This is a genomic window from Desulfofundulus thermobenzoicus, assembly GCF_009428905.1.
Classification (GTDB): domain Bacteria; phylum Bacillota; class Desulfotomaculia; order Desulfotomaculales; family Desulfovirgulaceae; genus Desulfofundulus_A; species Desulfofundulus_A thermobenzoicus.
The window spans coordinates 15,192-36,225 of the sequence record NZ_WHYR01000036.1 but is presented as its reverse complement, the minus strand read 5'-3'; the positions used below and the strand labels follow the sequence as shown (position 1 = coordinate 36,225).

The 21,034-nt window shown below is 60.4% G+C and carries 13 protein-coding genes; 2 read left to right on the top strand and 11 right to left on the bottom strand.

Annotated features, from left to right (window positions below):
* From GFC01_RS12595 to GFC01_RS12585, 3 genes are all read right to left on the bottom strand, one after another.
* On the bottom strand, positions 1 to 572 hold a 572-nt coding region (locus GFC01_RS12595; protein WP_423244394.1), incomplete at its 3' end, for a Ger(x)C family spore germination protein.
* Between the two features lie 123 nt (positions 573 to 695).
* Complete coding sequence (locus GFC01_RS12590; RefSeq protein ID WP_152947472.1) at positions 696 to 2,357, bottom strand: spore germination protein; 1,662 nt, start codon at positions 2,355 to 2,357, stop codon at positions 696 to 698.
* Positions 2,358 to 2,679: 322 nt separating this feature from the next.
* On the bottom strand, positions 2,680 to 4,146 hold the full coding sequence (locus GFC01_RS12585; protein WP_194174944.1) for a bifunctional folylpolyglutamate synthase/dihydrofolate synthase: 1,467 nt from the start codon (positions 4,144 to 4,146) through the stop codon (positions 2,680 to 2,682).
* A 190-nt stretch (positions 4,147 to 4,336) separates the two neighbouring features.
* On the opposite strand from GFC01_RS12585, the gene GFC01_RS12580 reads away from it, so the two are divergent.
* Positions 4,337 to 5,515 carry a methyl-accepting chemotaxis protein gene (locus tag GFC01_RS12580; protein WP_194174943.1) on the top strand — a complete coding sequence of 393 codons (1,179 nt, stop codon included), beginning with the start codon at positions 4,337 to 4,339 and terminating at the stop codon, positions 5,513 to 5,515.
* 67 nt (positions 5,516 to 5,582) lie between these two features.
* Here GFC01_RS12580 and GFC01_RS12575 read toward each other — a convergent pair whose 3' ends face one another.
* Together GFC01_RS12575 and GFC01_RS12570 are read right to left on the bottom strand one after the other, a co-directional pair.
* Positions 5,583 to 8,234 carry a valine--tRNA ligase gene (locus tag GFC01_RS12575; protein WP_152947469.1) on the bottom strand — a complete coding sequence of 884 codons (2,652 nt, stop codon included), beginning with the start codon at positions 8,232 to 8,234 and terminating at the stop codon, positions 5,583 to 5,585.
* 188 nt (positions 8,235 to 8,422) lie between these two features.
* Positions 8,423 to 8,950: a TIGR04086 family membrane protein gene (locus GFC01_RS12570; RefSeq protein WP_194174942.1), complete on the bottom strand. Its 528-nt coding sequence runs from the start codon at positions 8,948 to 8,950 to the stop codon at positions 8,423 to 8,425.
* Positions 8,951 to 9,106: 156 nt separating this feature from the next.
* Here GFC01_RS12570 and GFC01_RS12565 point away from each other — a divergent pair, with 156 nt between their 5' ends.
* Positions 9,107 to 10,183 carry an ABC transporter substrate-binding protein gene (locus tag GFC01_RS12565; protein WP_152947467.1) on the top strand — a complete coding sequence of 359 codons (1,077 nt, stop codon included), beginning with the start codon at positions 9,107 to 9,109 and terminating at the stop codon, positions 10,181 to 10,183.
* 109 nt (positions 10,184 to 10,292) lie between these two features.
* On the opposite strand, the gene yihA is transcribed toward GFC01_RS12565, so the two are convergent.
* The 6 genes from yihA to GFC01_RS12535 form a co-directional block, all read right to left on the bottom strand.
* Positions 10,293 to 10,883, bottom strand: coding sequence for a ribosome biogenesis GTP-binding protein YihA/YsxC (gene yihA, locus GFC01_RS12560; protein ID WP_152947466.1), 591 nt, complete (start codon positions 10,881 to 10,883; stop codon positions 10,293 to 10,295).
* Positions 10,855 to 13,296, bottom strand: coding sequence for an endopeptidase La (lon, locus tag GFC01_RS12555; protein WP_152947465.1), 2,442 nt, complete (start codon positions 13,294 to 13,296; stop codon positions 10,855 to 10,857). The genes yihA and lon overlap by 29 nt, the downstream gene beginning before the upstream one ends.
* A 434-nt stretch (positions 13,297 to 13,730) precedes the next feature.
* Entirely contained in the window at positions 13,731 to 15,467 is a 1,737-nt protein-coding gene (gene lonB / locus GFC01_RS12550) for an ATP-dependent protease LonB (protein WP_341473953.1), read from the bottom strand.
* Positions 15,468 to 15,605: 138 nt separating this feature from the next.
* The gene (locus GFC01_RS12545; protein WP_152947463.1) at positions 15,606 to 15,944 is read right to left on the bottom strand and encodes a nucleotide pyrophosphohydrolase; all 339 of its coding nucleotides are present in this window, start codon (positions 15,942 to 15,944) and stop codon (positions 15,606 to 15,608) included.
* Positions 15,945 to 16,065: 121 nt separating this feature from the next.
* Positions 16,066 to 19,683, bottom strand: coding sequence for an AAA family ATPase (locus tag GFC01_RS12540; protein WP_152947462.1), 3,618 nt, complete (start codon positions 19,681 to 19,683; stop codon positions 16,066 to 16,068).
* Positions 19,680 to 20,948, bottom strand: a complete 1,269-nt coding sequence (locus tag GFC01_RS12535) for an exonuclease SbcCD subunit D (protein ID WP_152947461.1) — start codon at positions 20,946 to 20,948, stop codon at positions 19,680 to 19,682. Before GFC01_RS12535 ends, GFC01_RS12540 begins: the two co-directional genes overlap by 4 nt.
* Positions 20,949 to 21,034: the final 86 nt, after the last annotated feature.

Sequence of the window (21,034 nt, the reverse complement as noted above, 5' to 3'; positions counted from 1 at the left end):
CACATAAGCCCCCGGGCTTCCCGTTCATCCAGCCAGCCCGCCAGTTTATCCCGGCGGAAGACGGCCGTGCCGGTGAGCTTTATATCATAGGGAGGTTCCGGACCCGGCCCCCCGGGATGAAAAGCCACGTGGCTGACGGCTGTATTGGGTATCATTTCGATAATGGCCGTAAAGGGCTCCACTCCCGGATCCTCCGTCATTTCTATAAAATCACCCAGCCGGGTGATGGCAAACTGGGAGGAAAGCTCCCGGTTGTTAATTATGCCCATGATCCGCTGGGCCGGGGTTACTTCCAGCTGGCTGGGCACGTCCATGATTTCCTTGACATTCCCCCGGGCCACCACCACCCAGGTATCCCGCCGGATCTGGGGGTTGCGGTCGAAAAAATCCAGAAGCGGTGGGATTCCCTTTTCCCGGGCCAGTTTTTCCGAGAGAACAATTACCTGGTTATGGGCAAAAAAAAGCCGCCGGGGAGTTTCCATGGATAGTTTGCGGATGGCGTCAAAAACCGTCTCCGCTTCCACATCCACATTACGGTAGGGCTTACGGCCGCCGCCGCGGCCGCCTCCCATACCTCCCGGTGGTCCCAGCAACCCGTGCAGGTGGCGGACACGAACAGCAACAGGAAAAAGACCCCCCACAGCCGCATAGGCCGCCCGGATTGGGGACAGCCGGAGCCCTGCGGTGCTCGACCTTTAATCTTTTTCCCGTGCACCGCCGCCGCCCTCCCTTTGCCTTCCCTGCGCCGGTCCGGGCTTCAACCCCGGAGACTGGCGCCTGGAATCCATCTTGCCCAGCTCCGCGGGCCGGGTGTTCATGGCCCACATGGGGGCGCGGTACAAGACATCTTTCAGATCCGCCGCATGCATGGGAGCCAGGGGGGACAGATAGGGAATGCCGAAGGAGCGCAGGGAGGTCACATGCACCAGTATGGTCAGCAGACCCATCATCACCCCGAAAAGCCCCAGGGTGGCCGCCAGGATCATCATGAGAAAGCGCAGCAGGCGCGTGGTAATGGCCAGGCTGTACACCGGAGCCATAAAGGAGGCAATGCCGGTCATGGCCACCACAATGACCATCAGGGGGGACACAATGCCCGCCGCCACCGCCGCCTGGCCAATGACCAGGGCGCCCACTATGCTCACCGCCTGGCCCACGTTGCGGGGCAGCCGGATACCGGCCTCCCGCAGAGCTTCAAAGGAAAATTCCATCAACAGGGCCTCCACAAAGGCCGGGAAGGGCACCCCCTCCCGGGAGGCGGCAATGCTGAGCAGAAGGCGGGTGGGGAGCATCTCCTGGTGAAAGGTGGTAATGGCTATATACAGGGAGGGGAAAAGCAAGGAGGCGATAAAGGCGAAATAACGCAACCAGCGGATGGCGCTGGCCAGGAAATAGCGTTCAAAATAATCTTCGGAAGCCTGCATGAAAACGGCAAACTCCGCCGGCACCACCATGACGAAGGGGGTGTTGTCAGTGAGAATGGCCACCCGCCCCTCCAGCAGCATGCCCACCACCCGGTCGGGCCGCTCGGTATGGAATACTTGCGGAAAGGGGGAAAAGGGGTGGTCCTCAATCAGCTCTTCGATATTGCCGCTTTCCAGGATGCCGTCCACCTTTATCCGGGAAAGGCGCTCCTTTACCTCCTGCACCAGCCGGGGATCGGCCAGCCCCTTTACATAGGCTATCTCCACCTGGGTGCGGGTACGCTCCCCCAGTTTGATTCCCTCCACCACCAGGTTGGGATTGCGCAGGCGCCGGCGGATGAGGGAGGTATTGGTACGAATAATCTCGGTGAACCCTTCCCTGGGTCCCCGGACCACGGACTCGCTGGCCGGCTCCTCGATGCTGCGGGTGGGCCAACCTTTGGCTTCACAAGTGAGGGCCGCATCCTTCCCATCTATCAGCACGGCCACTTCCCCATACAGGATACCGTCCAGCAATTTAAACAGGGTACGGACCTCTTCCACAGAAGCTACATTAACTATACTATTTTTGACCATGGAAAACATTTCTTCAGGACTGCCGGCCCGCAAACCGGCCATACGGGAATCCAAAGTCAATCCCTTGATAATCGTATCATGTATGGTGTTTTTGTCCGTCAGACCGTCAAAAAAGACCACCGCCCCCCGCATGTTCCCATCGGGATCCAGACGGACCAGCCGGATTTCAAAATCCACGCAATGCCCCAGCATCTCTTTCAACAGGGCCAGGTTGTCGTCCAGCCGGGAGCTGAGGTTGATCTTTTTCAGCTCTTCCGCTTCGTGGCTTTTTCCCCACTGGGCCTGGCTATCCTGAAAGGAGGGCTTTTTGCCCGACGACGGAAACATGCGGAACAATTTGCGCATAATACCGAACATATGAACACCCCTGTACACTAAACAAAACTGCCTGGAATCAAGTGCCACAATGCATTCCGGAGAAGGGTGCGGCCTCCCCTTTTATCACTTCCGGCGGGTGACCTAACTCCCCCATATTCTTTCCGGTTGTGTCCGATCGATTGGTATTATGGGTTGCCCGCTGGTTTTTTATCCAGGATATCCAGGACCGGCCGCCGCCGGAAAAGCCCGGTGTGACAGGGGTGTGACAGGGGGTGTGACAGGGGACGGTTCCCTGTCACATTCCTCTCTGGGGTGTGACAGGGGACGGTTCCCTGTCACATTCCTCTCTTGTTCCCTTTGGCTAATTGCCTGTGCCGTCCCGGTTTAAAAACAGCTCCCGGGCTTCGGCCACCATGTACAGGGACCCGGTGATGCAGACCAGTTCGCCTGGCCGGGCCAGGGAAAGGGCATGTCTCACCGCCCCCGGAATGGACTCGATGGTGTAGACCTCCGGTGTGTATTTCCGCGCCTCCACGGCCAGGCGCTGCCAGTCCCCGGCCCGGGGACTGTTGGGTTTGGTGACCACCACCGCCCGGGACCGGGGGGCCAGCTCGTGGATCACCCGGCCCCGCTCCTTGTCCCCCAGCATACCGATAACCAGCACCACACCTTTACCGGAAAAGTAATCATCCAGCGCCCGGGCCAGGCTCCCGGCCCCGTCGTAGTTATGGGCACCGTCCAACAACACCAGGGGGTCTCTGGACACAATTTCCAGCCTGGCCGGCCAGCGCACGGCGGCCAGGCCCCGGTACAGGGCAGCTTCGGAAACAGGATAGCCCTGCTCCGCAAGCAGTTCCACCACCGCCACCGCTCCGGCGGCATTAGCCAGCTGGTGCCGCCCCAAAAGGGGTATGAACAGATCCCGGTAGATACGGTGCAGACCATGCACGGTTAAATACTGCCCGCCCAGGTCAAAACTGCCGGGACCGGCCTCCCAGAAGACCGTCCGGTATAAGGGGAACGCTCCGTTTACCTCCGGTTTGAGCGGTACCCGAGCCGCGCTATGGCCTTTCTCCCGGACCTGGGAATCGGTTGGCCCGGCATGACCGGCATTCCCGTCTCCGGGCAAACCATCCCCTGAACCAGAAACCGGCCCCGGTGTTCCACCGCCGGAGTTCCCCTCCACCAGCACCATGGGTGCGCCCTTTTCCCGGCAGAACCTTTCCATCACCGCCAGGGCCTCCCCGGTGCAGGCTGTCACCAGGGGCGCTCCCGGCTTGATGATCCCGGCCTTGACGGTGGCTATTTCTTTAATGGTGTGACCCAGGTAATCCATATGGTCCATGGCCACATTGGTGATCACCGTTACCAGGGGATTTTTCACCACATTGGTGGAATCAATGGCCCCCCCCAGGCCCACCTCCAGAACCAGGAAGTCCACCCCTTCTTCGTAAAAGTACTGGAAGGCCATGGCCGTGCTCACTTCAAATTCCGTAGGGTGTTCAAAGCCCTGGGCCACCATGGCTTCCAGATGGGGCTTCAAGCCGGTGATCAGGGCGGCTACCCGCTCCGGAGAGATCTGCACTCCATTGATCTGGTACCGCTCGGTGTAGGAATGCAGATGGGGTGAGGTAAAGGCACCCGTGGCGTAACCGGCCGCACTCAATACGGACGCCACCATGGCCAGGGTGGAACCCTTGCCGTTGGTACCCCCCACATGCACCACCTTCAACCTGTCCTGGGGGTCGCCCAGGCGGCGCAGCAATTCCTGAATGCGGCCCAGACCGAAATTAAAGCCGAATTTGGTCAGGTTTTGCAGGTAGCTCATGGCTTCATCATATTGCAACTCCAGTCACCTCTATGACAGATGGAAAAATCCCTATTGACCCAATTCGACAGGATGAGGCCAAATCCTACTGTTAAAAATAGTGTCCGATTAATGTTAAGAATGTTATAATATTTCCGAAAGGGTATGTGAGGAATATTCTATTTACAAGAACCAAAATGGAGGGATGACAGTGGGAAAATTACGGCGACAACTAACTTTGCTAACCTCCGTCCTGGCTCTGGTGGCTGTGGCCGTGGCCATTCTGGCCACCCGGCTGGCCGGCGGCAACTGGCCGGTTACCCTGGCCGGTGCGGCGGCCGGTGTATTGCTGGCCGGCCTTTCCGCCACCATCCTTTATTCTTCCCTGCAGGCCGCCGTAAACATGGTCATTGCCAAAACGGACAAGGCTATTGCCGGGGATCTCACCGAACGAATCGAAGAAAAAAATTTCGGCTGGGGCGAGCTGGACCGGCTGATTACCAATATCCGCAAGGTATTGAAAGGAGTGCACAAATGGTTCGGCCTGGTGCGGGAATACTCCGAACGCCTGACTGCTTCCACCGGCCAGATTTTATCGGGCACGGAACAGATCAGCACCGGCAGCCAGGAACAGGCCGGTCAGGTGCAAAAGCTTCTTAAGGAAATTGAAGATCTGGCCCGTTCGGCCAGGGAATCGGCGGAAAAGGCCCAGGAAACGGCCGCCCTGGCCAGGGAAACGGACCTGACCGCCCGGCAGGGGGGAGAAGCGGTGGACAAGGTGATTAACGGCATGAATGTGATCCATGAAAAAATCCGCACCCTGGATGAAAGCTCCGCCCGCATCGGCCAGTTCGTCCAGTTGATCGAAGATATCGCCGCCCAGACCAACCTGCTGGCCTTAAACGCGGCCATTGAAGCGGCCCGGGCCGGGGAACACGGGCGGGGCTTTGCCGTGGTGGCCGAGGAAGTGCGGGGCCTGGCGGAGAATTCCGCCCGGGCCACCCGGGAGATCACCCAGCTGGTGGCCGGCATCCAGGGTGCCACCGGGGAAAGCGTGACGGCCGTGGCACAGGGACTGCAGCTCACCGGGGACGTGCAGGAAGCCTTCCGGAACATCATATCCCAGATCAGGCTCACCGTGGACAGCATCGAAGAACTGGCCGCCTCCGCCCGGGAACAGGCGACGGGCACGGAACAGATGGTGGGTGGAGTACAGGCCATTGCCGCCGTGGCCCAGCAGGCGGCGGCAAGCTGCCAGGAAACGGCCGCCATCACCAATGAGCTGACCACCCTGGCCGATAATCTGAAGGCTGTGGCGGAAATCTGGAAGTTCGGGGAAAACGACGGCCGCCGCAAGGCGGACGCCGGTCAAATAAATTCTACCTCCTAAAAAGCCCTCTTTATATATGGCAGGGTGACCGGGAAATCTTCCGGTCACCCTTTCCTCTAAAAAACTTTCATCCCCCCAGCACCGCCAGCCTTTGCCGGATGGCCGATGCCTTGCCGGAGAGTTCCTCCCCCTTCTCCCGCTCCTTTTCCACCACCTCGGCCGGGGCCTTGGCCAGGAAGCCTTCGTTTTTCAGTTTGCCCCGCACCCTGGCCAGATCCTTTTCCACCGCCGCCAGTTCCTTTTGCAGGCGGGCCACTTCCCGGTCGATGTCAATAAGCCCGGCCAGGGGGACATAGATCTCCACTCCCCGGGCCACGCCGTGGGCCGACTGGGGCGGCACCCGGGTCAATTCTCCCCGGATCTGCACCCGGCAGCGGGCCAGATCCTGAATGTAGCCATTCCCCACCTGCAATAGATCCCTGACGTTTCCGTCCGCCGCCACCAGGATGACCCGGGCCGTCTTGCCCGGAGGTACATTCATTTCACCCCGGATGTGCCGGATGGAGCGGATGACCTCCATTAACACCGCCATTTGCCCTTCCGCCCCTTCATCCCGCAGCTCCGGCCGGTAAGCCGGCCAGGGAGCCTGCATAATGGTGCGCCCCTCATGGGGCAGGCGCTGCCAGATTTCCTCGGTGATAAAGGGCATGAAGGGGTGGAGCAGTTCCATGATCCCCCGCAGCACCGTGGCCAGCACATCCTGGGCGCAGGCCCGGTCCCGGGCGTCCTCACCCCGGTAAAGGCGGGGCTTCACCAGTTCAATGTACCAGTCGCAGAATTCGCTCCAGATAAACTCGTAGAGCACCCGGGCCGCCTCACCCAGTTCGTAGGCCTCCATGAAGTCCGTCACTTCCCGCACACAGGCCTGGTAGCGGCTTAAAATCCACCGGTCGGCCAGGGTGTGGTGTTCACGGCCCGGGGCTACCGCCGGATCGTAATCCTGCAGGTTCATCAGGGCAAAACGGGAGGCGTTCCAGATCTTGTTGGCAAAGTTCCGCGCCCCGTCCAGGCGTTCAAAATGAAAGCGCAGGTCGTTGCCCGGGGTGTTGCCCGTCACCAGCATGAAGCGCAGGCTGTCCGCCCCGTGGCTTTCGATCACATCAATGGGATCCACCCCGTTGCCCAGGGATTTGCTCATCTTGCGCCCCAGGGCATCCAGCACCAGGCCGTGGATGAACACTTCCCGGAAGGGTACCTGTTTCATGAAATGCAGTCCGCTGAAAATCATACGGGCCACCCAGAAGAAAATGATGTCCCGGCCGGTAACCAGCACGGAAGTGGGGTAGTAATAAGAAAGTTCCGCCGTCTTTTCCGGCCAGCCCAGGGTGGAAAAGGGCCACAGGGCCGAGGAAAACCAGGTGTCCAGCACGTCCGGATCCTGCTCCAGGTGACTGGAGCCGCAGCGGGTGCATTTTTCAGGCGGCTCCTTGGCGGCCATGACCTCCTCGCAGTCCCGGCAATACCATACCGGAATGCGGTGGCCCCACCACAGCTGCCGGGAAATGCACCAGTCCCGGATGTTCTCCATCCAGTTCAAGTAGATTTTGGTGAACCGCTCGGGTATAAAACGCACCTGTCCCTCCAGGGCCGCCCTTACGGCCGGTGCGGCCAGGGGCTTCATACGCACAAACCACTGGCGGGAAAGCATGGGCTCAATAACCGTGTTGCAGCGGTAGCAGTGACCCACGGCGTGGGTGAGGTCCTCTATTTTTACCAGGTAGCCCTGTTCCTTTAAATCCCGCACGATCTTTTTGCGGCACTCCCAGCGGTCCAGACCCCGGTAGGCCGGCGGTATCTCCCCTTCCATTACCGCATCTTTATTGATCACCCGCACCTGGGGCAGGTCATGCCGCCGCCCCACCTCAAAGTCGTTGGGGTCGTGGGCGGGGGTGATCTTTACCGCCCCGGTGCCAAAGGAGGGATCCACATATTCATCGGCAATCACCGGCATTTCCCGGCCCACCAGGGGCAGAACCAGGGTTTTGCCCACCAGGTGGCGGTAACGTTCGTCCTCCGGGTGTACGGCCACGGCCACGTCCCCCAGCATGGTTTCCGGGCGGGTGGTGGCTATCACCAGGGCGTCTGTGCCGTCTTTCGTGGGGTATTTGATATAATAGAGCTGGCCTGGCTTTTCCAGGTGCTCCACTTCAATGTCGGAAATGGTGGTCCGGCAGTGGGGACACCAGTTGATGATGTAGTTATCCCGGTAGATCAGACCTTCTTCATAAAGCCGGATGAAGACCTCCTTTACCGCTTCGGAGCAGCCCTCATCCATGGTGAACCGCTCCCGGTCCCAGTCGCAGGAGGCGCCCAGGCGGCGGAGCTGGTGGGTGATGCGCCCGCCGTACCGTTCCTTCCAGGCCCACACCCGTTCTAAAAACTTTTCCCGGCCCAGGTCGTACTTGTCCAGACCTTCTTTGGCCAGCTGTTCCTCCACTTTGGCCTGGGTGGCAATGCCCGCATGGTCGGTACCAGGCAGCCACAGGGTGTTGTAGCCCTGCATGCGCCGCCAGCGGATGAGGATGTCCTGCAGCGTGTTGTCCAGGGCATGTCCCATGTGCAACTGTCCGGTGACGTTGGGCGGGGGCATGACTATGGAAAAGGGCCTTTGCTTCTCATTCACTTCCGTATGGAAAAACTTGTTTTCCTCCCAGTAACGGTACCACTTTTCTTCCACCGCCCGGGGATCGTAGGTGGTGGGCATGTCAAACTCAGCCATAAAAAGCCTTCTCCTCTCCATCCCTGTTTAACTGTCCCGTAGAATTGCGGCCGGCTCGTTAAACATTATAATGTTGCAGCATTGTTTTGGCAACATAATGGGTTCTCATCGTCCGGGGGGAACTCCAAAAAAAGACCACGGCTGACTGAACCGTGGCCCCGGTATTAATGCTACCAAACTATTAAGGGTTACCCTCTGAACAACCGGCGGGCCTGTCCCCGTAAAGAACAGTGCCGGAGGCGAAGGCTTACTTTTCTCTCCAGCATTTCCTTCCACCGGAACCACCGGCCGGGGGCGGGCAGATTCACTCCCACCACACCGCCCATGGCCCCCGCAAGGGTACAGGTTCCCAGCCGGGTAGCCACATCCAACCGCTGCAGCACTTCCCCGCCCGCCGCCAACACGCCCAGCAGCACCAGAGTGACGCCGTAGCCGGTTCCTACCAGCAGGCCGTGCAGCCAGCCCGGGTTCCGGGCGTTGTTCCCGGCCGAGACTCCCCCCGCCGCCGCACCGGCAATAATCACTGCGGTGGCCACAGGGCCGCCGGAAAAAGTGCGGGCTCCGGCCGACAGCAGTACCAGACCGAAACAGACAAAGGCAATCAGGGTAAAACTGAAGGCCCACAATATCCCCCGGTACACTGCCCCCGGCCTGATCTGCCCTCCGCCGGCTTTGCCGCAGCGGTTCCAGTGCACGAATGTTACTCCTTTGATCATCAGCCATCCCCCCCCGTGGAGAATCTTTGGAATAATCATATGCCTGTCCATCTGGAATATTCATCCAAAAGGTCCGGCGGGACAAATTTCCCGGCATTAACTGGCAAAGAGGAAATACATATTTAGGAAGAAGAAGTGCATCCGGGAGGTGGAAAGATGAGAAGGCCTGCAGTGGTGCTGGCCCTTTTGATCATCCTGAGCCTGACCCTGACTATTAGCTCCATGGCCGTGAAATGGTGGAGTGAAAGGACGGGGAAGGTGGAAACCATCCACCTGATGACCGGTCCCCCGTCGGTGGAATACCTGCCCCAGTACATAGCCCAGGCCCGGGGGTTCTTTAAAGAACAGGGAGTGGATGTAAAGATAGAAAACACCGCCACCGCCGAAACGCTGATGGCCGCCCTGGAATCGGGGCGGGCCGATGTGGTGTTAACCGGCCTGGAGCAGGCCATTTACCGGCGGGCGGAGGGTTCGACCGCTCCGATAGTCTTTGCCGCCCTGACGGCCCGGGACACCCACTTCCTGGTGGCCAGGGCAGGTAAAAATGACTTTCAATGGGCCGACTTGAAGGGTAAATCGGTGATAGCCGGGTGGCCGGAAAGCCGGGAAACGGTACTCCTGGAGGGTATTTTACGGCAAAATAAAACTGCCCCCAACCGGGAGGTCACCCTGTACACCAATATTCCAGCCTCTTTGCGGCCGGGGGCCTTCCAGGCCGGGTCGGGGGATTATATCCTGGTGGCGGAACCCCGGGCTTCGCAAATGGAAGCCCGGGGGCAGGGGAAGGTGGTGGCTTCCCTGGGTAGTGATGCCGGTCCCCTTCCCGGGGTGGTATACGTAACCAGGGAGCAGTTTATACAAACCAGCCCCGGGGCTTTGCAGCAATTCACCAACGCCGTCTACCAGGCCCAGCTGTGGCTGGCCCATCACGGCGCGGCGGAAGCCGCCGCCCTGGCCGGCCCCTATTTAAACGGCGTTGACCAGAGCCTTCTTACGCAGGCTGTGGAAAGGTACCGCCGGCAGGAAACCTGGGCCGCCACCCCGGTCATCCCGGCGGAAGGATACAACCGCCTGATGGGTCTTTTAGATCAGAGCCGGGAAGTGCGCCGGGTGGTACCGGCCGGGGAAATGGTGGATAACCGGTTTGCCGAAAGGGCGCTGGAAATGGTCAAATATGATCCCGGGCGGGATGAAAAACGGCGAAGGAGTATATGGCGATTACCGGGCATATAAAAACGTCCCTTTCGGGTGCATGTTCAGCCAACCCGGTAAGGCACGGCATACAGTGAGGTTGCAGCACCGGCGCTCCGCAACGCCGTGCTTTTGGATTAGCGGCGCGTTTCTATAGAATTTCCACCCACTGCCCGATCAGCTTCCACAACTCATCCCTGCCCTGGCGGGTCTGCGCCGAGAAGGGGATCACGGTATCTTCTTCCTGCAACTCCAGGGTGCGGCGTACCACGGACAATTGTTTTATGGCCTGGTTTTTGGAAAGTTTGTCCGCCTTGGTGGCCGCCACCACCACGGGAATCCGGTGATACTGCAGCCAGCCGTACAGCTGCACGTCCTGCTCCGTGGGCGGGTGGCGCAGATCAACAATCTGCACCACCCCCTTTAGTTCAGGCCGCCGGGAAAGGTAGCCTTCGATCAGCGGCCCCCACCGGACCCGCACTCTCTCCGGCACCCGGGCGTAGCCGTAGCCGGGCAGATCCACCAGGTAAAAACGGTCGTTGATCAGGTAAAAATTTATGGTTTGAGTCCGGCCAGGGGTGCTGCTGGTGCGGGCCAACCCCCGGCGGTTGACCAGGCAGTTCAACAGGGAAGACTTGCCCACATTGGAACGCCCGGCCAGGGCTATTTCGGGCCTGCCGCCGGCCGGGCATTGTTCCATGGAGGCCACACTTTTAATTAAACGGGCAGAAACAATGTTCATGGATGGTCGCCGGGTCCTCCTTGTCGGAGATTACCGGATAGGATACTTCCGGAACCTCGGAAGGGGTGGAACCCAGTTCATCGGTGCCGGGTTCCATCTCCTTTTCCAGAAGGGCCACTTCCAGCACCTCGTCCATGTGTTCCACCTCTATAAAATGCATCTTACTCTTTACATTGTTGGGTATATCTTCCATGTCCTTGTGGTTATCCCGGGGCAGGATCACCGTGGTGATCCCCGCCCGGTGTGCCGCCAGCACCTTTTCTTTGATGCCGCCCACCGGCAGAACGCGACCACGCAGGGTGATCTCGCCGGTCATGGCCACATCATGACGCACCTTGCGCCCCGTAAAGGCCGAGGCCAGGGCACAGGCAATGGTGATACCCGCCGACGGGCCGTCCTTGGGAATGGCCCCCTCCGGAACATGGATGTGGATGTCGTGCTTGTCAAAGAATTCCGGATCGATACCCAGTTCCACGGCCCGGCTGCGTACGTAGCTGTAACCGGCCTGGGCCGACTCCTTCATCACGTCGCCCAGCTTGCCCGTCAGGGTCAGCCGGCCGCTGCCCCGGTAGACGGTCACTTCGATGGCCAGGGTGTCCCCGCCCACTTCGGTCCAGGCCAGGCCGGTGGCCACGCCCACCTGGTCCTCCTGCTCGGCTACGCCGTAGCGGAACTTGGGCGTACCCAGGAACTGCTCCAGGTTCTGCACCGTGACGCGCACCTTCTGGGACTCCCCGGACACTATTTGCCTGGCGGCCTTGCGGCAAAGGTTGGCAATCTGGCGCTCCAGGTTGCGCACGCCGCTTTCCCGGGTGTATTCCCGGATCAAACGGCGGATGGTATTCTCGGAGATGCTGATCATTTCCGGGGTCAGGCCATGTTCTTTAACCTGCTTGGGTAAAAGGTGCCTCAAGGCAATCTGCACCTTTTCCTCTTCGGTGTAACCCGAGATGTAGATGACCTCCATGCGGTCCAGAAGGGGCCGCGGTATGCTGTGCTGCACGTTGGCCGTGGTAATGAACATCACACTGGAGAGGTCAAAGGGCACCTCGATGTAGTGATCGCTGAAGCTGTTGTTCTGCTCCGGATCCAGCACCTCCAGCAGCGCGGCCGACGGATCCCCCCGGAAGTCCATGCTCATCTTGTCGATTTCATCCAGCAGGAAAACGGGGTTTTTGGACCCGGCATTGCGCATCCCCTGAATTATCCTGCCCGGCAGGGCGCCCACATATGTGCGCCGGTGGCCGCGGATTTCCGCCTCATCCCGCACCCCGCCCAGGGAGATGCGCACGAACTTGCGCTCCAGCGCTCGAGCGATAGACCGGCCCAGGGAGGTTTTACCCACTCCCGGTGGCCCGACGAAACAAAGTATGGGCCCTTTCATCTTTTTGGCCAGCTTGCGTATGGCCAGATATTCCAGAATGCGTTCCTTAACCTCGGTGAGGCCGTAATGATCCTCGTCCAGAATGGTTTCCGCCGCTTTGATATCCAGGCGATCCCGGGTACTCTTGCTCCAGGGCAGGGCTATAAGCCAGTCCAGGTAGGTGCGGATCACCGCCGACTCGGCCGCCATGGGTGGCATCTTCTCCAGGCGCTCCACTTCCTTGAGCGCTTTTTCCTCCACCTCCTTTGGCAGCCCGGCCTCGGCAATTTTCTCCCGGTACTCCTCCGCCTCGGCCACGCGGTCGTCCTTTTCCCCCAGTTCCTTCTGGATGGCCTTCATCTGCTCCCGCAGATAATATTCCTTCTGGGTTTTTTCCATCTGCTTACGCACACGGATGTTAATCTTGCGCTCCAGTTCCACAATTTCCAGTTCCTTGGCCACAATGGCACACAGCTTTTCCAGCCGCTTGACAATGTCCACCGCTTCTAAAACCTGCTGCTTTTCCTCAATGCGCAGGGAGAGGTGGGAAGCAATGATATCGGCCAGCCGCCCGGGCTCCTCCAGGTTGACCACGGAGACCACCGTTTCCGGCGGAATGCGCTTGGACAGCTTCACATACTGTTCAAACTGGTAGACCAGGCTGCGCATGAGCGCCTCAACTTCGGGAGTTTTGGTAAACTCCTCGGAATACTGTTCCACTTCCACTTTGAAATAGGGCTCCTGCCCCAGATACCGCCTGATCCGGCCGCGGGCCAGGCCCTCCACCAGCACCCGGATGGTGCCGCCGGGCAGCTTGAGCAGCTGCTTTACCTCGGCCACACTGCCAACACGATATATATCATCGATGCCGGGATCGTCGGTCTGTGCTTCCTTCTGCGTGGCTAAAAAAATATTCCGGTCCCGGATCATGGCTTCTTCAATGGCCTGTACAGATTTCTCCCTGCCCACGTCCAGATGGATGACCATGTAGGGAAATACCAGTATGCCCCTTAAGGGCAGCAATGGTAAGACCCGTACTGACGGCTCCATAGCTGCACCTCCTTCTCGGATTATTTCTGCGTTCTGGTTGGATAACTGGTTAAGGAAATACACACATTATTTTAACATAGACCCGGTGAGACTGCCATAGCAATAAGTGCCACGAAAAAGCAACCCGGCCTGAAAAGCCGGGCAAAAACGATAATTTTTTTGATAATGATTATTTTTTGTTATATTTTCGCGATTACTTTAGTACAGTCAAACTATATTTTAACCCCGGCACCTCGCCCGCCTTACCGCAGGCATTTCCTGTGGCGGGACAGGTGCTGTAAAAGGACAACCGGATAAAAAAAGGCGCATGGCCGTGTACAGGTGGACGTACACTTGAGATGTGAGAAGCGAGCTGTGAGATGTGAGATTATTATTGGCTTTGGCTTTGCCAAAGCCTTCTTAATCCCACTTCTAACCTCTCACCTCCCACCTCCTCAACTGCCGGTACAATGGTTTGAGGACAGCGACGTGGGGGGGAGCAGGCCGGCTGCCGCCAGCACCTCCCTGGGGGCCGGCAGGCCGGACTTGCGTACCGGTGCAGGCTGTTCCAGCAGGGCGTTTTTCAGCACTTCTTCCAGCTTCTCCACGGGTACCACCTCTACCCCGTCCATGTGCCGGAAGAGATCCTGGTAATTCTCCCGGGGAATGAGCACCCTTTTGGCCCCGGCCTGACGGGCGGCTTCCACCTTGGTGACTATACCGCCCACGGGCAGGACCAGGCCGCGGATGGATACCTCACCGGTCATGGCCACCCGGTTGTCCACCGGAATGCCGGTGATGGTCGAATAAACCGCCGTGGCCACGGCCACTCCGGCGGAAGGCCCGTCCACGGGAATACCCCCGGGGAAGTTGACGTGGATGTCGTAATCCCGGGGATCCACCTCGGTGGTACGGCGCAGGACGGTAAGCACGTTTTCCACCGCCCCCCGGGCCATGCTTTTGCGCCGGATGGTCCGTCCCCGCCCGCTCATTTCTTCCTCGTCCACCACACCGGTGATAATAACCTTGCCCTGTCCTTTGGACGCCGGCAGGGCATTGGCCTCAATCTCCAGCAGCGCGCCCATACTGGGGCCGTATACGGCCAGGCCGTTCACCAGGCCCACCTGGGGCTGGGCCCCCACCTTTTTCTCCGGCCGGGGGCTGTACTGGCCGCTGTGCACCACCCACTCCACATCGGCGGCGTCTATACGCTGGCGCCCCTCGGTCAGGGCAATGCCGGCGGCTATCTGGACGATGTTTACCGCTTCCCGGCCATTGGTGGCGTATTTTTTGACCACCGCCAGACCCCGCTCGTCCAGGGGGAAGCCCACCTTGCGGGCGGCATTGGCCGCGATAATCTCGATCTCATCGGGCAACAGGGGGCGGAAAAAAATCTCCAGACAGCGGGAACGCAGCGCCGGGGGCATCTCATCCGGGGTGCGGGTGGTGGCGCCCACCAGACGGAAATCCGCCGGCAAACCATTTTGAAAGATATCATGGATGTGGCTGGGTGTATTGGTATCCTCGGCGTTGTAATAAGCGCTTTCCAGGAGTACCTTGCGGTCCTCCATCACCTTCAACAATTTGTTCATCTGCATGGGATGCAGTTCGCCGATTTCGTCAATAAAGAGCATCCCGCCGTGGGCCCTGGTCACCGCCCCCGGCTTGGGCTGGGGTATGCCGGCCATACCCATGGGGCCCGCCCCCTGATAAATGGGGTCGTGGACGGAGCCGATGAGGGGATCGGCAATGCCCCGCTCGTCAAAGCGCGCGGTGGTGGCGTCCACTTCCACAAATTTGGCGTTTTCCTTGAAAGGTGAATGGGGATTTCTTTTCGCTTCTTCCAGAACCAGCCGGGCCGCAGCCGTTTTACCCACCCCCGGCGGCCCGTATACCAGCACATGCTGGGGATTGGGACCGCACAGGGCCGCCTTTAAGGCTTTGATGGCCTCCTCCTGGCCGATGATTTCCTCGAATTTACCTGGCCTGGTCTTTTCCGCCAGGGGCTCGGTCAGGGAGATGGATCTCAAACGCTGGAGCTTTTCCAGTTCCTTGCGGGATTCCCTTTCCACCGCCGACCGGCTGCCCTGCTGCGCCTTCAACAGGTTCCAGAAGTACAGCCCGATAATTACACCGAAGAAAACCTGGATAAAGGTGATGAAACTACCCAACCCACCGGGAAAATCGCTCACAAAAATGCCTCCCCGTTGGAAAACTGCTATATCTATTATTACCTTTTTATGCATATCCAAAAACACGGTATTTTATAATTTCCGGGAAGGCCGGCTTTATTCCATTTCTGAAAAATTTTTAGAGATTTCTCCCTCGTTTTACTCATACCTTCCCCGGTACCTGTCCACCGGGTACTTGCCGGCATTCATCTTTATTTTTTCCATGACGGCCCCGGAGATGTCGATCCCCGTCACATTGGCCAGGGCCAGGCAGTAGATGATTACATCGGCCAGTTCCTGCCTGAGGGCGGCCAGTTTGTTTTCTTCCAAAGGGACTTTCCCGTCGGCCCACTGGAAGAGCTCCATCAATTCCGCCGCCTCAATGGCAATGGACATGGCCAGGTTTTTGGGCGTGTGGAACTGCTCCCATTCCCGCTCAAAGACAAAGGCCGCCATCAGATCCCGCAGTTGCTTGATGGTGGTGTTTTCATCGGGCATTTTTTCAACCTCCCGGAAGCGGGATTTAAAGTTCCCTGCGCTATTTTGGGGATTTTTACACCGACGAGGTGGACGTCCTTTTCCCTTAGCCTCTGAAGTCTCTTCCTTCCTAAAGACATTCTCAAGCCATCTCCAGTTCCAGACGGCTGCCGGTGCCGTCGGGCAGGGCCGGGTGGACCACCAGCCGCCGGGGGATCCTTTGCTGCAGTTCGGGCACGTGGCTGATGACGCCGATGTTCAGGTGGGCCAGGCGCAGCCTTTCCAGAGTGGAGACCACCACTTCCAAAAGCCCGGGGTCCAGGGTGCCGAAGCCCTCGTCCAGAAAGAAGAATTCCAGGGGGAAACGGCCCTTGAGCTGGATCTGGGCCGAAAGAGCCAGGGCCAGGGCCAGGGAAGTGACAAAGGTTTCCCCGCCGGAGAGGGTGCTTACCGGGCGCTTTACCCCGCCGTTGGCCTCGTCCCGGATGACAAAGCCGCCATCGGAGCCCACTTCCAGGGCATAGCGGTGCCTGGTCAGTTCCCCCAGGCGGGCCGAGGCGTCCCGGGCCACGTTGACCAGCTGTTCTTCCGCCAGGTAATCCACAAAGGCATTCCCTTTAAACAGGTTTTGCAGCGTCTCCAGCCTGTTCTTCAAATCGCCGGTTTCTTTGGCCTGCCGGGTCAATTCCTTCCAGCGCATGTTTTTCCCGGCCAGTTCCCGGTATTTGTCCCGGGCAACGGCCCTTTCGTTCAGGGCTTCCTCCTTTTCCCGGCGGGCGGCCTCCAGCTTGTGCAAACAATCCTGCCATTCCTCCGGCGATAGCCCGCGCCCGGCCAGCTTTTCCTTAAGGCTGCGCCGCAAACCGGCCAGCCGCTCCCTTTCCTTTTGATATTCGTCTACAGTCTTTTTCATGTTCTCCTGTTCTTCGATGCTTAAAAGAGCGTCTTCCGCCTCCCGCCGGGTGACAAAATGCAGCTCCTGCAGGCATTCCTGCAACCCGGCCCGCCCCTTCTCCATCCTATCCCGGGCCAGGTGGAGGGCCTTTTCCGCGGCAGCCAGGGCCTGCTGCAAATCGCTTTTCTCCCGGGAGGCAAGATCTTCCTCTTCCCGGGCCCTGTCTTCCGCCGTGGAAAGTTCCTGCAGGCGTGCCTGCACTCCGGCCAGCAATTCTGCAGCTGGCCTGCCGCCGGTGATCTTCTTCAGTTCCTCATCCCTTTGCCGGTAGAGAGCCCGTAAATTCTCCAGCTTTTGCCGGCCCGCCGCCAGTTTGATACCCAGCTCCCCTTCCCGGGCGGAAAGGTTTTCTATTACCCGGACAACTTCAGCCAGTTCCTTTTCCAGCCGCCCCCGCTCCTTTTCCAGGACGAAACGTTGTTTATCCAGGCTTTCAATACGGCGCTGCTCGGCAATAACATCCTCCACGGAAATGTCCCGGCGCAGGGCATCCAGCTCCGCCAGCCTTTCCCGGGCTTCCCTTTCCGCCAGCCGGGCCTTTTCAGCCGCCTCCCGCAGGGCCTCCCGGGCACCCTTTGCCGCGCTTTCAGCCGCGGCCAGGGCCACAGCCGCCCGGCTGTGGACCTGCCTGGCCTCCTGCAGCCCCTTTTGCCTTTCTTCCAGCTCCCTCTGCCAGGCAGCCAGGTTCTGCCGCCTTTGCCGCAGGGCATCCTCCCGCCGGGCTATTTCCGCCTCCAGCTGTTCCGGGGACAGGTCCGCCCAGGCGGCGGGCAGCTCCCCCCGAACGGCGGCCGTCTCGTCTTCCAGGGCCGCCAGGCGCTTTTTTACCTCCTGCACGGCCAGATCGGCGGCCTTAAATTTTTCCCGGGCGGCCGGCTCCTGCCGCTGGGCCTTTTCCAGTGTGACCTGGGCGTCCTCCAGGGATTGCCTGGCTTTGCGCAGCTCTTCCCGGGCCGCTGCCAGTTCCCCCGCCCCTGCCGCCGCCGCCGGGGACGGATGGTGGGGCGACCCGCAGACCGGGCAGGGCTCCCCTTCCTTTAAAGTGGCGGCCAGATGGGCAGCCGTGTGCCGCCGGCCAAGCTCTTCCACTTTTTCTTCACTGGCACGGCATACCTCCCGGGCCCGCTCCCGGGCCCGGGAGGCTTCATCCAGCCGGGCCTCTGCCCGTCGTAAATCATCCAGGGCCCGCCGGCAGGCGGTTTCTTTCTCCTGCAGTATAACTGCTGTATCAGCCATCTCCCCGGTCAGGCGCCGCACGGCGGCCACCTGGGCCCGCCGGCGCTCCAGATCCCCGGCGGCCTCCTGCAGGGCAGCCTCCTCACCGGGGCGGGACTCCCGGGTCTCCTTTTCCTTCTGTTCGGCCAGCTCCAGCCCGGCCCGGGCCTGCTTTTCCACCTCCTGGGCGGTGGAGAGGGCACTTTGCGCCCGGACCAGCTGGTCTTCTTTCTGCTTCAAGGCATCCAGGGCCTGCAAGCGATCCTCTTCGGCCTTCTGCCACCTCTCATAGGCCAGCACGGCAGCCGCCACCTGCCGGCGCCTTTCCGGATCAACCCGGGAGGCGGCAAGGTCCTCCCGGCAGCGGTTGACTGCCCCCTCCATTTTATCTTTATTGTCCCGGTGCTCCTGCAGGGCCAGGCTTATCCTTTCCTTTTCCCGCTCCAGTTCCCGGCATTCCCCGGCCAGGCCGGTTCCCTGCTGTTTCAAGGAATCAATTTCCCGCTCCAGTTCCAGGGCCCGGGCCAGGTGCCCCTTTCTTTCCAGAAGCACGGGTTCTTCCTGCCGGCGGCGGGTGCGGGCCGCTTCCAGGTCTTTTGATGCTTTTTCGGCCCTTTCCAGGGCCGCCGCCAGCCTGTTTCCGGTTTGGGCAACGTTAAAGCGGGCCTGTTCGAAAGCTTTTTCCGCTTCATCCACTTCCCGTATGTAAGGAACCGCCTGCAGGGCCCGGGCGGCGGCAGCCAGCTTTTCCTGCAGGCGGTCCATTGCCGGCCGGCGTTCCTCCAGAACGGCCAGATCACCTTCCACCTGGGCCAGCTCTTCCTGCCATTGCCAGACATTTTTCTTTTCCTCGTATTCCTTTTCCATTATGAGGCACCGCCTTTTGGCCCCGGCAGCCCGCAGGGACACTTCCTGCAGCCCCTTTCCGGCCAGGGCCAGGGCTTCGTCCGAGGCATCCCCCAGTCCCTCCAGCTCGCCCCGGATGCCGGCCAGCCTCTTTTCCACCGCCTCCAGACGCTGTTTCACCTTCTGCCGCAGCTTGTCGCCGTATTCGGTCAGGCCGAAGAGGCGTTCCAGCATCTGGCGTCGCTCCGCCGGCTTCACCTTTTTCAGAAATTCATCGAATTTCCCCTGGGGCAGGACCACCGCCCGGGTGAAATCATCCGCCTTCAAGCCCAGCAGGGCCTCCACCCCGGCCGTCACCCTTGTCTCTTTCTCGGCCAGGGGTATTTCCCCGCCGGCGGTAATCTCCACCAGCCGCGCGGCGGTACTGGCCACGGCCACATCGCCGCTGCGCCGGTAGACCCGCTCCACCCGGTAGCGCTTGCGCCCTTCCGGGTGAGCCAGCTCAAAGACGAACTCCACCTGCACCCGGTCCCCGGCATGGTTCAAAATGCCCGCCGTGCCGTGGGGAGCCCGCTCCACCCGGCCGTACAGGGCCAGAGTCACGGCGTCCAGGACCGTGGACTTGCCGCTGCCGGTGGGCCCAAAAATGCCGAAAAGACCGCCTTCGCACAGCCGGGCAAAGTCCACCTCCTGGGGCTCCCGGAAACTGTGCAGGCCGGCCAGCTTTAGATAAACAGGTTTCATGGGGCACCGGCACCACCTTCCGGGTTTTCCCCGTCGTTTAAAATTTCCAGGAAAAGGGCCACCATTTGCTCACCGGGCCTGACCCCCAGCCTGTGCTCATAAAAGCGGGCAAACAACTCATCCACCGGCAGCCCGGCCCGGGACTCCCGGGCCGCCCCATCCCGTCTCTCCGGGTAAACCGGCCGGATATCGATAAACCGCCCGCAGGCCCGGCGCAGCCTCTGGACCTCCTCCAGGGGCAGGGGGGCATCCACCCATATTTTTAAATTGATCCAGGCCCGGCCGTCCCGGCCCTCCTCCAGCCAGCGGTACACCTGGTCCAGGCCCTCCCTGGCCTCCCACTCCACCAGGGGGCGGCCGCAGGAAAGATGTACTTCTTTTATATCGGCCGGACGGCCCGGCTGCAACTCCACCACCGTCACCGACTTGGCCTGTCCCGCTTCGGAAAAGCTATAGGCCAGGGGCGAACCGGCATAGCGGCAGGGAACGGCCGCACCGGCCACGGCCTGGGGCCGGTGCAGGTGGCCCAGGGCCACATACTGGGCGCCCAGGGGCAGATCCCCCGGCAGGACGGTATTGGCTCCGCCCAGGGAAAAGATGGGCCGCTCCGAGTCCGTTTGTAGCCCTCCCTGGACGAAAAGATGGCTCATGGCCAGGTTTACCGTTTCCGGGCGGAAATTAACAGCCAGCTGGTCAAACAGCCGCCCCATCCGGGCGGAGTAGGCCTGCTGCACCGCCGCCTCGTCCTCGATGGTCCTCTGGAAGAGCTCCCTTAACCGGGCTTCCGAGGGGTAGGGCAGGGCCAGCAGTACGGCGGTGTGGCCGCAACCGGGCACCGCCAGCTCCAGCCAGGACGGCCCCCCGGCCGGCACCGCCACCCGGCCGGGAGTCGCTGTCCGGAGAGAATCGGCCATTAAAAAGGGCGCCGGCCCTTCCCGGGGCAGCCCCAGCAGAATAATCCCGTGCCGCCGGGCCAGGGGGGAGGCCGCCACCAGCCTTTCCGGGCTGTCGTGGTTGCCGGCGATGACCACCACCGCCCTCTTCCCCCCGGCGGCCAGCTCATCCAGGGCGTCGTAGAAGAGCTGTTCTGCCGAAGCCGGGGGATTGAAAGCATCAAAGACATCCCCGGCCACCAGGACCACGTCGATCCTCTCGTCCCGGACCAGGCGGCAGAGCTCCCTTAAAAACTCCTCCTGCTCCTCCTGGCGGCTGCGGCCTTCCAGGGTACGGCCCAGGTGCCAGTCGGAGGTATGTAAGAAGCGCAATTTAAAAACCCCCTCGCCGTGGAATGGTCTGGAAAAGGTTTTAAAGAATCAACCCGGGAGGCTGAAAAGTGCCTGGAACTGGCAGG

Coding starts and splice junctions, on each gene's coding strand:
- GFC01_RS12590 (WP_152947472.1), bottom strand. CDS start 2,357: ATGTTCGGTATTATGCGCAAATTGTTCCGCATGTTTCCGTCGTCGGGC.
- GFC01_RS12545 (WP_152947463.1), bottom strand. CDS start 15,944: ATGCCCGATGAAAACACCACCATCAAGCAACTGCGGGATCTGATGGCG.
- yihA (WP_152947466.1), bottom strand. CDS start 10,883: ATGAACATTGTTTCTGCCCGTTTAATTAAAAGTGTGGCCTCCATGGAA.
- GFC01_RS12565 (WP_152947467.1), top strand. CDS start 9,107: ATGAGAAGGCCTGCAGTGGTGCTGGCCCTTTTGATCATCCTGAGCCTG.
- GFC01_RS12540 (WP_152947462.1), bottom strand. CDS start 19,683: ATGAAACCTGTTTATCTAAAGCTGGCCGGCCTGCACAGTTTCCGGGAG.
- GFC01_RS12570 (WP_194174942.1), bottom strand. CDS start 8,950: ATGATCAAAGGAGTAACATTCGTGCACTGGAACCGCTGCGGCAAAGCC.
- GFC01_RS12575 (WP_152947469.1), bottom strand. CDS start 8,234: ATGGCTGAGTTTGACATGCCCACCACCTACGATCCCCGGGCGGTGGAA.
- GFC01_RS12585 (WP_194174944.1), bottom strand. CDS start 4,146: ATGAGCTACCTGCAAAACCTGACCAAATTCGGCTTTAATTTCGGTCTG.
- lon (WP_152947465.1), bottom strand. CDS start 13,296: ATGGAGCCGTCAGTACGGGTCTTACCATTGCTGCCCTTAAGGGGCATA.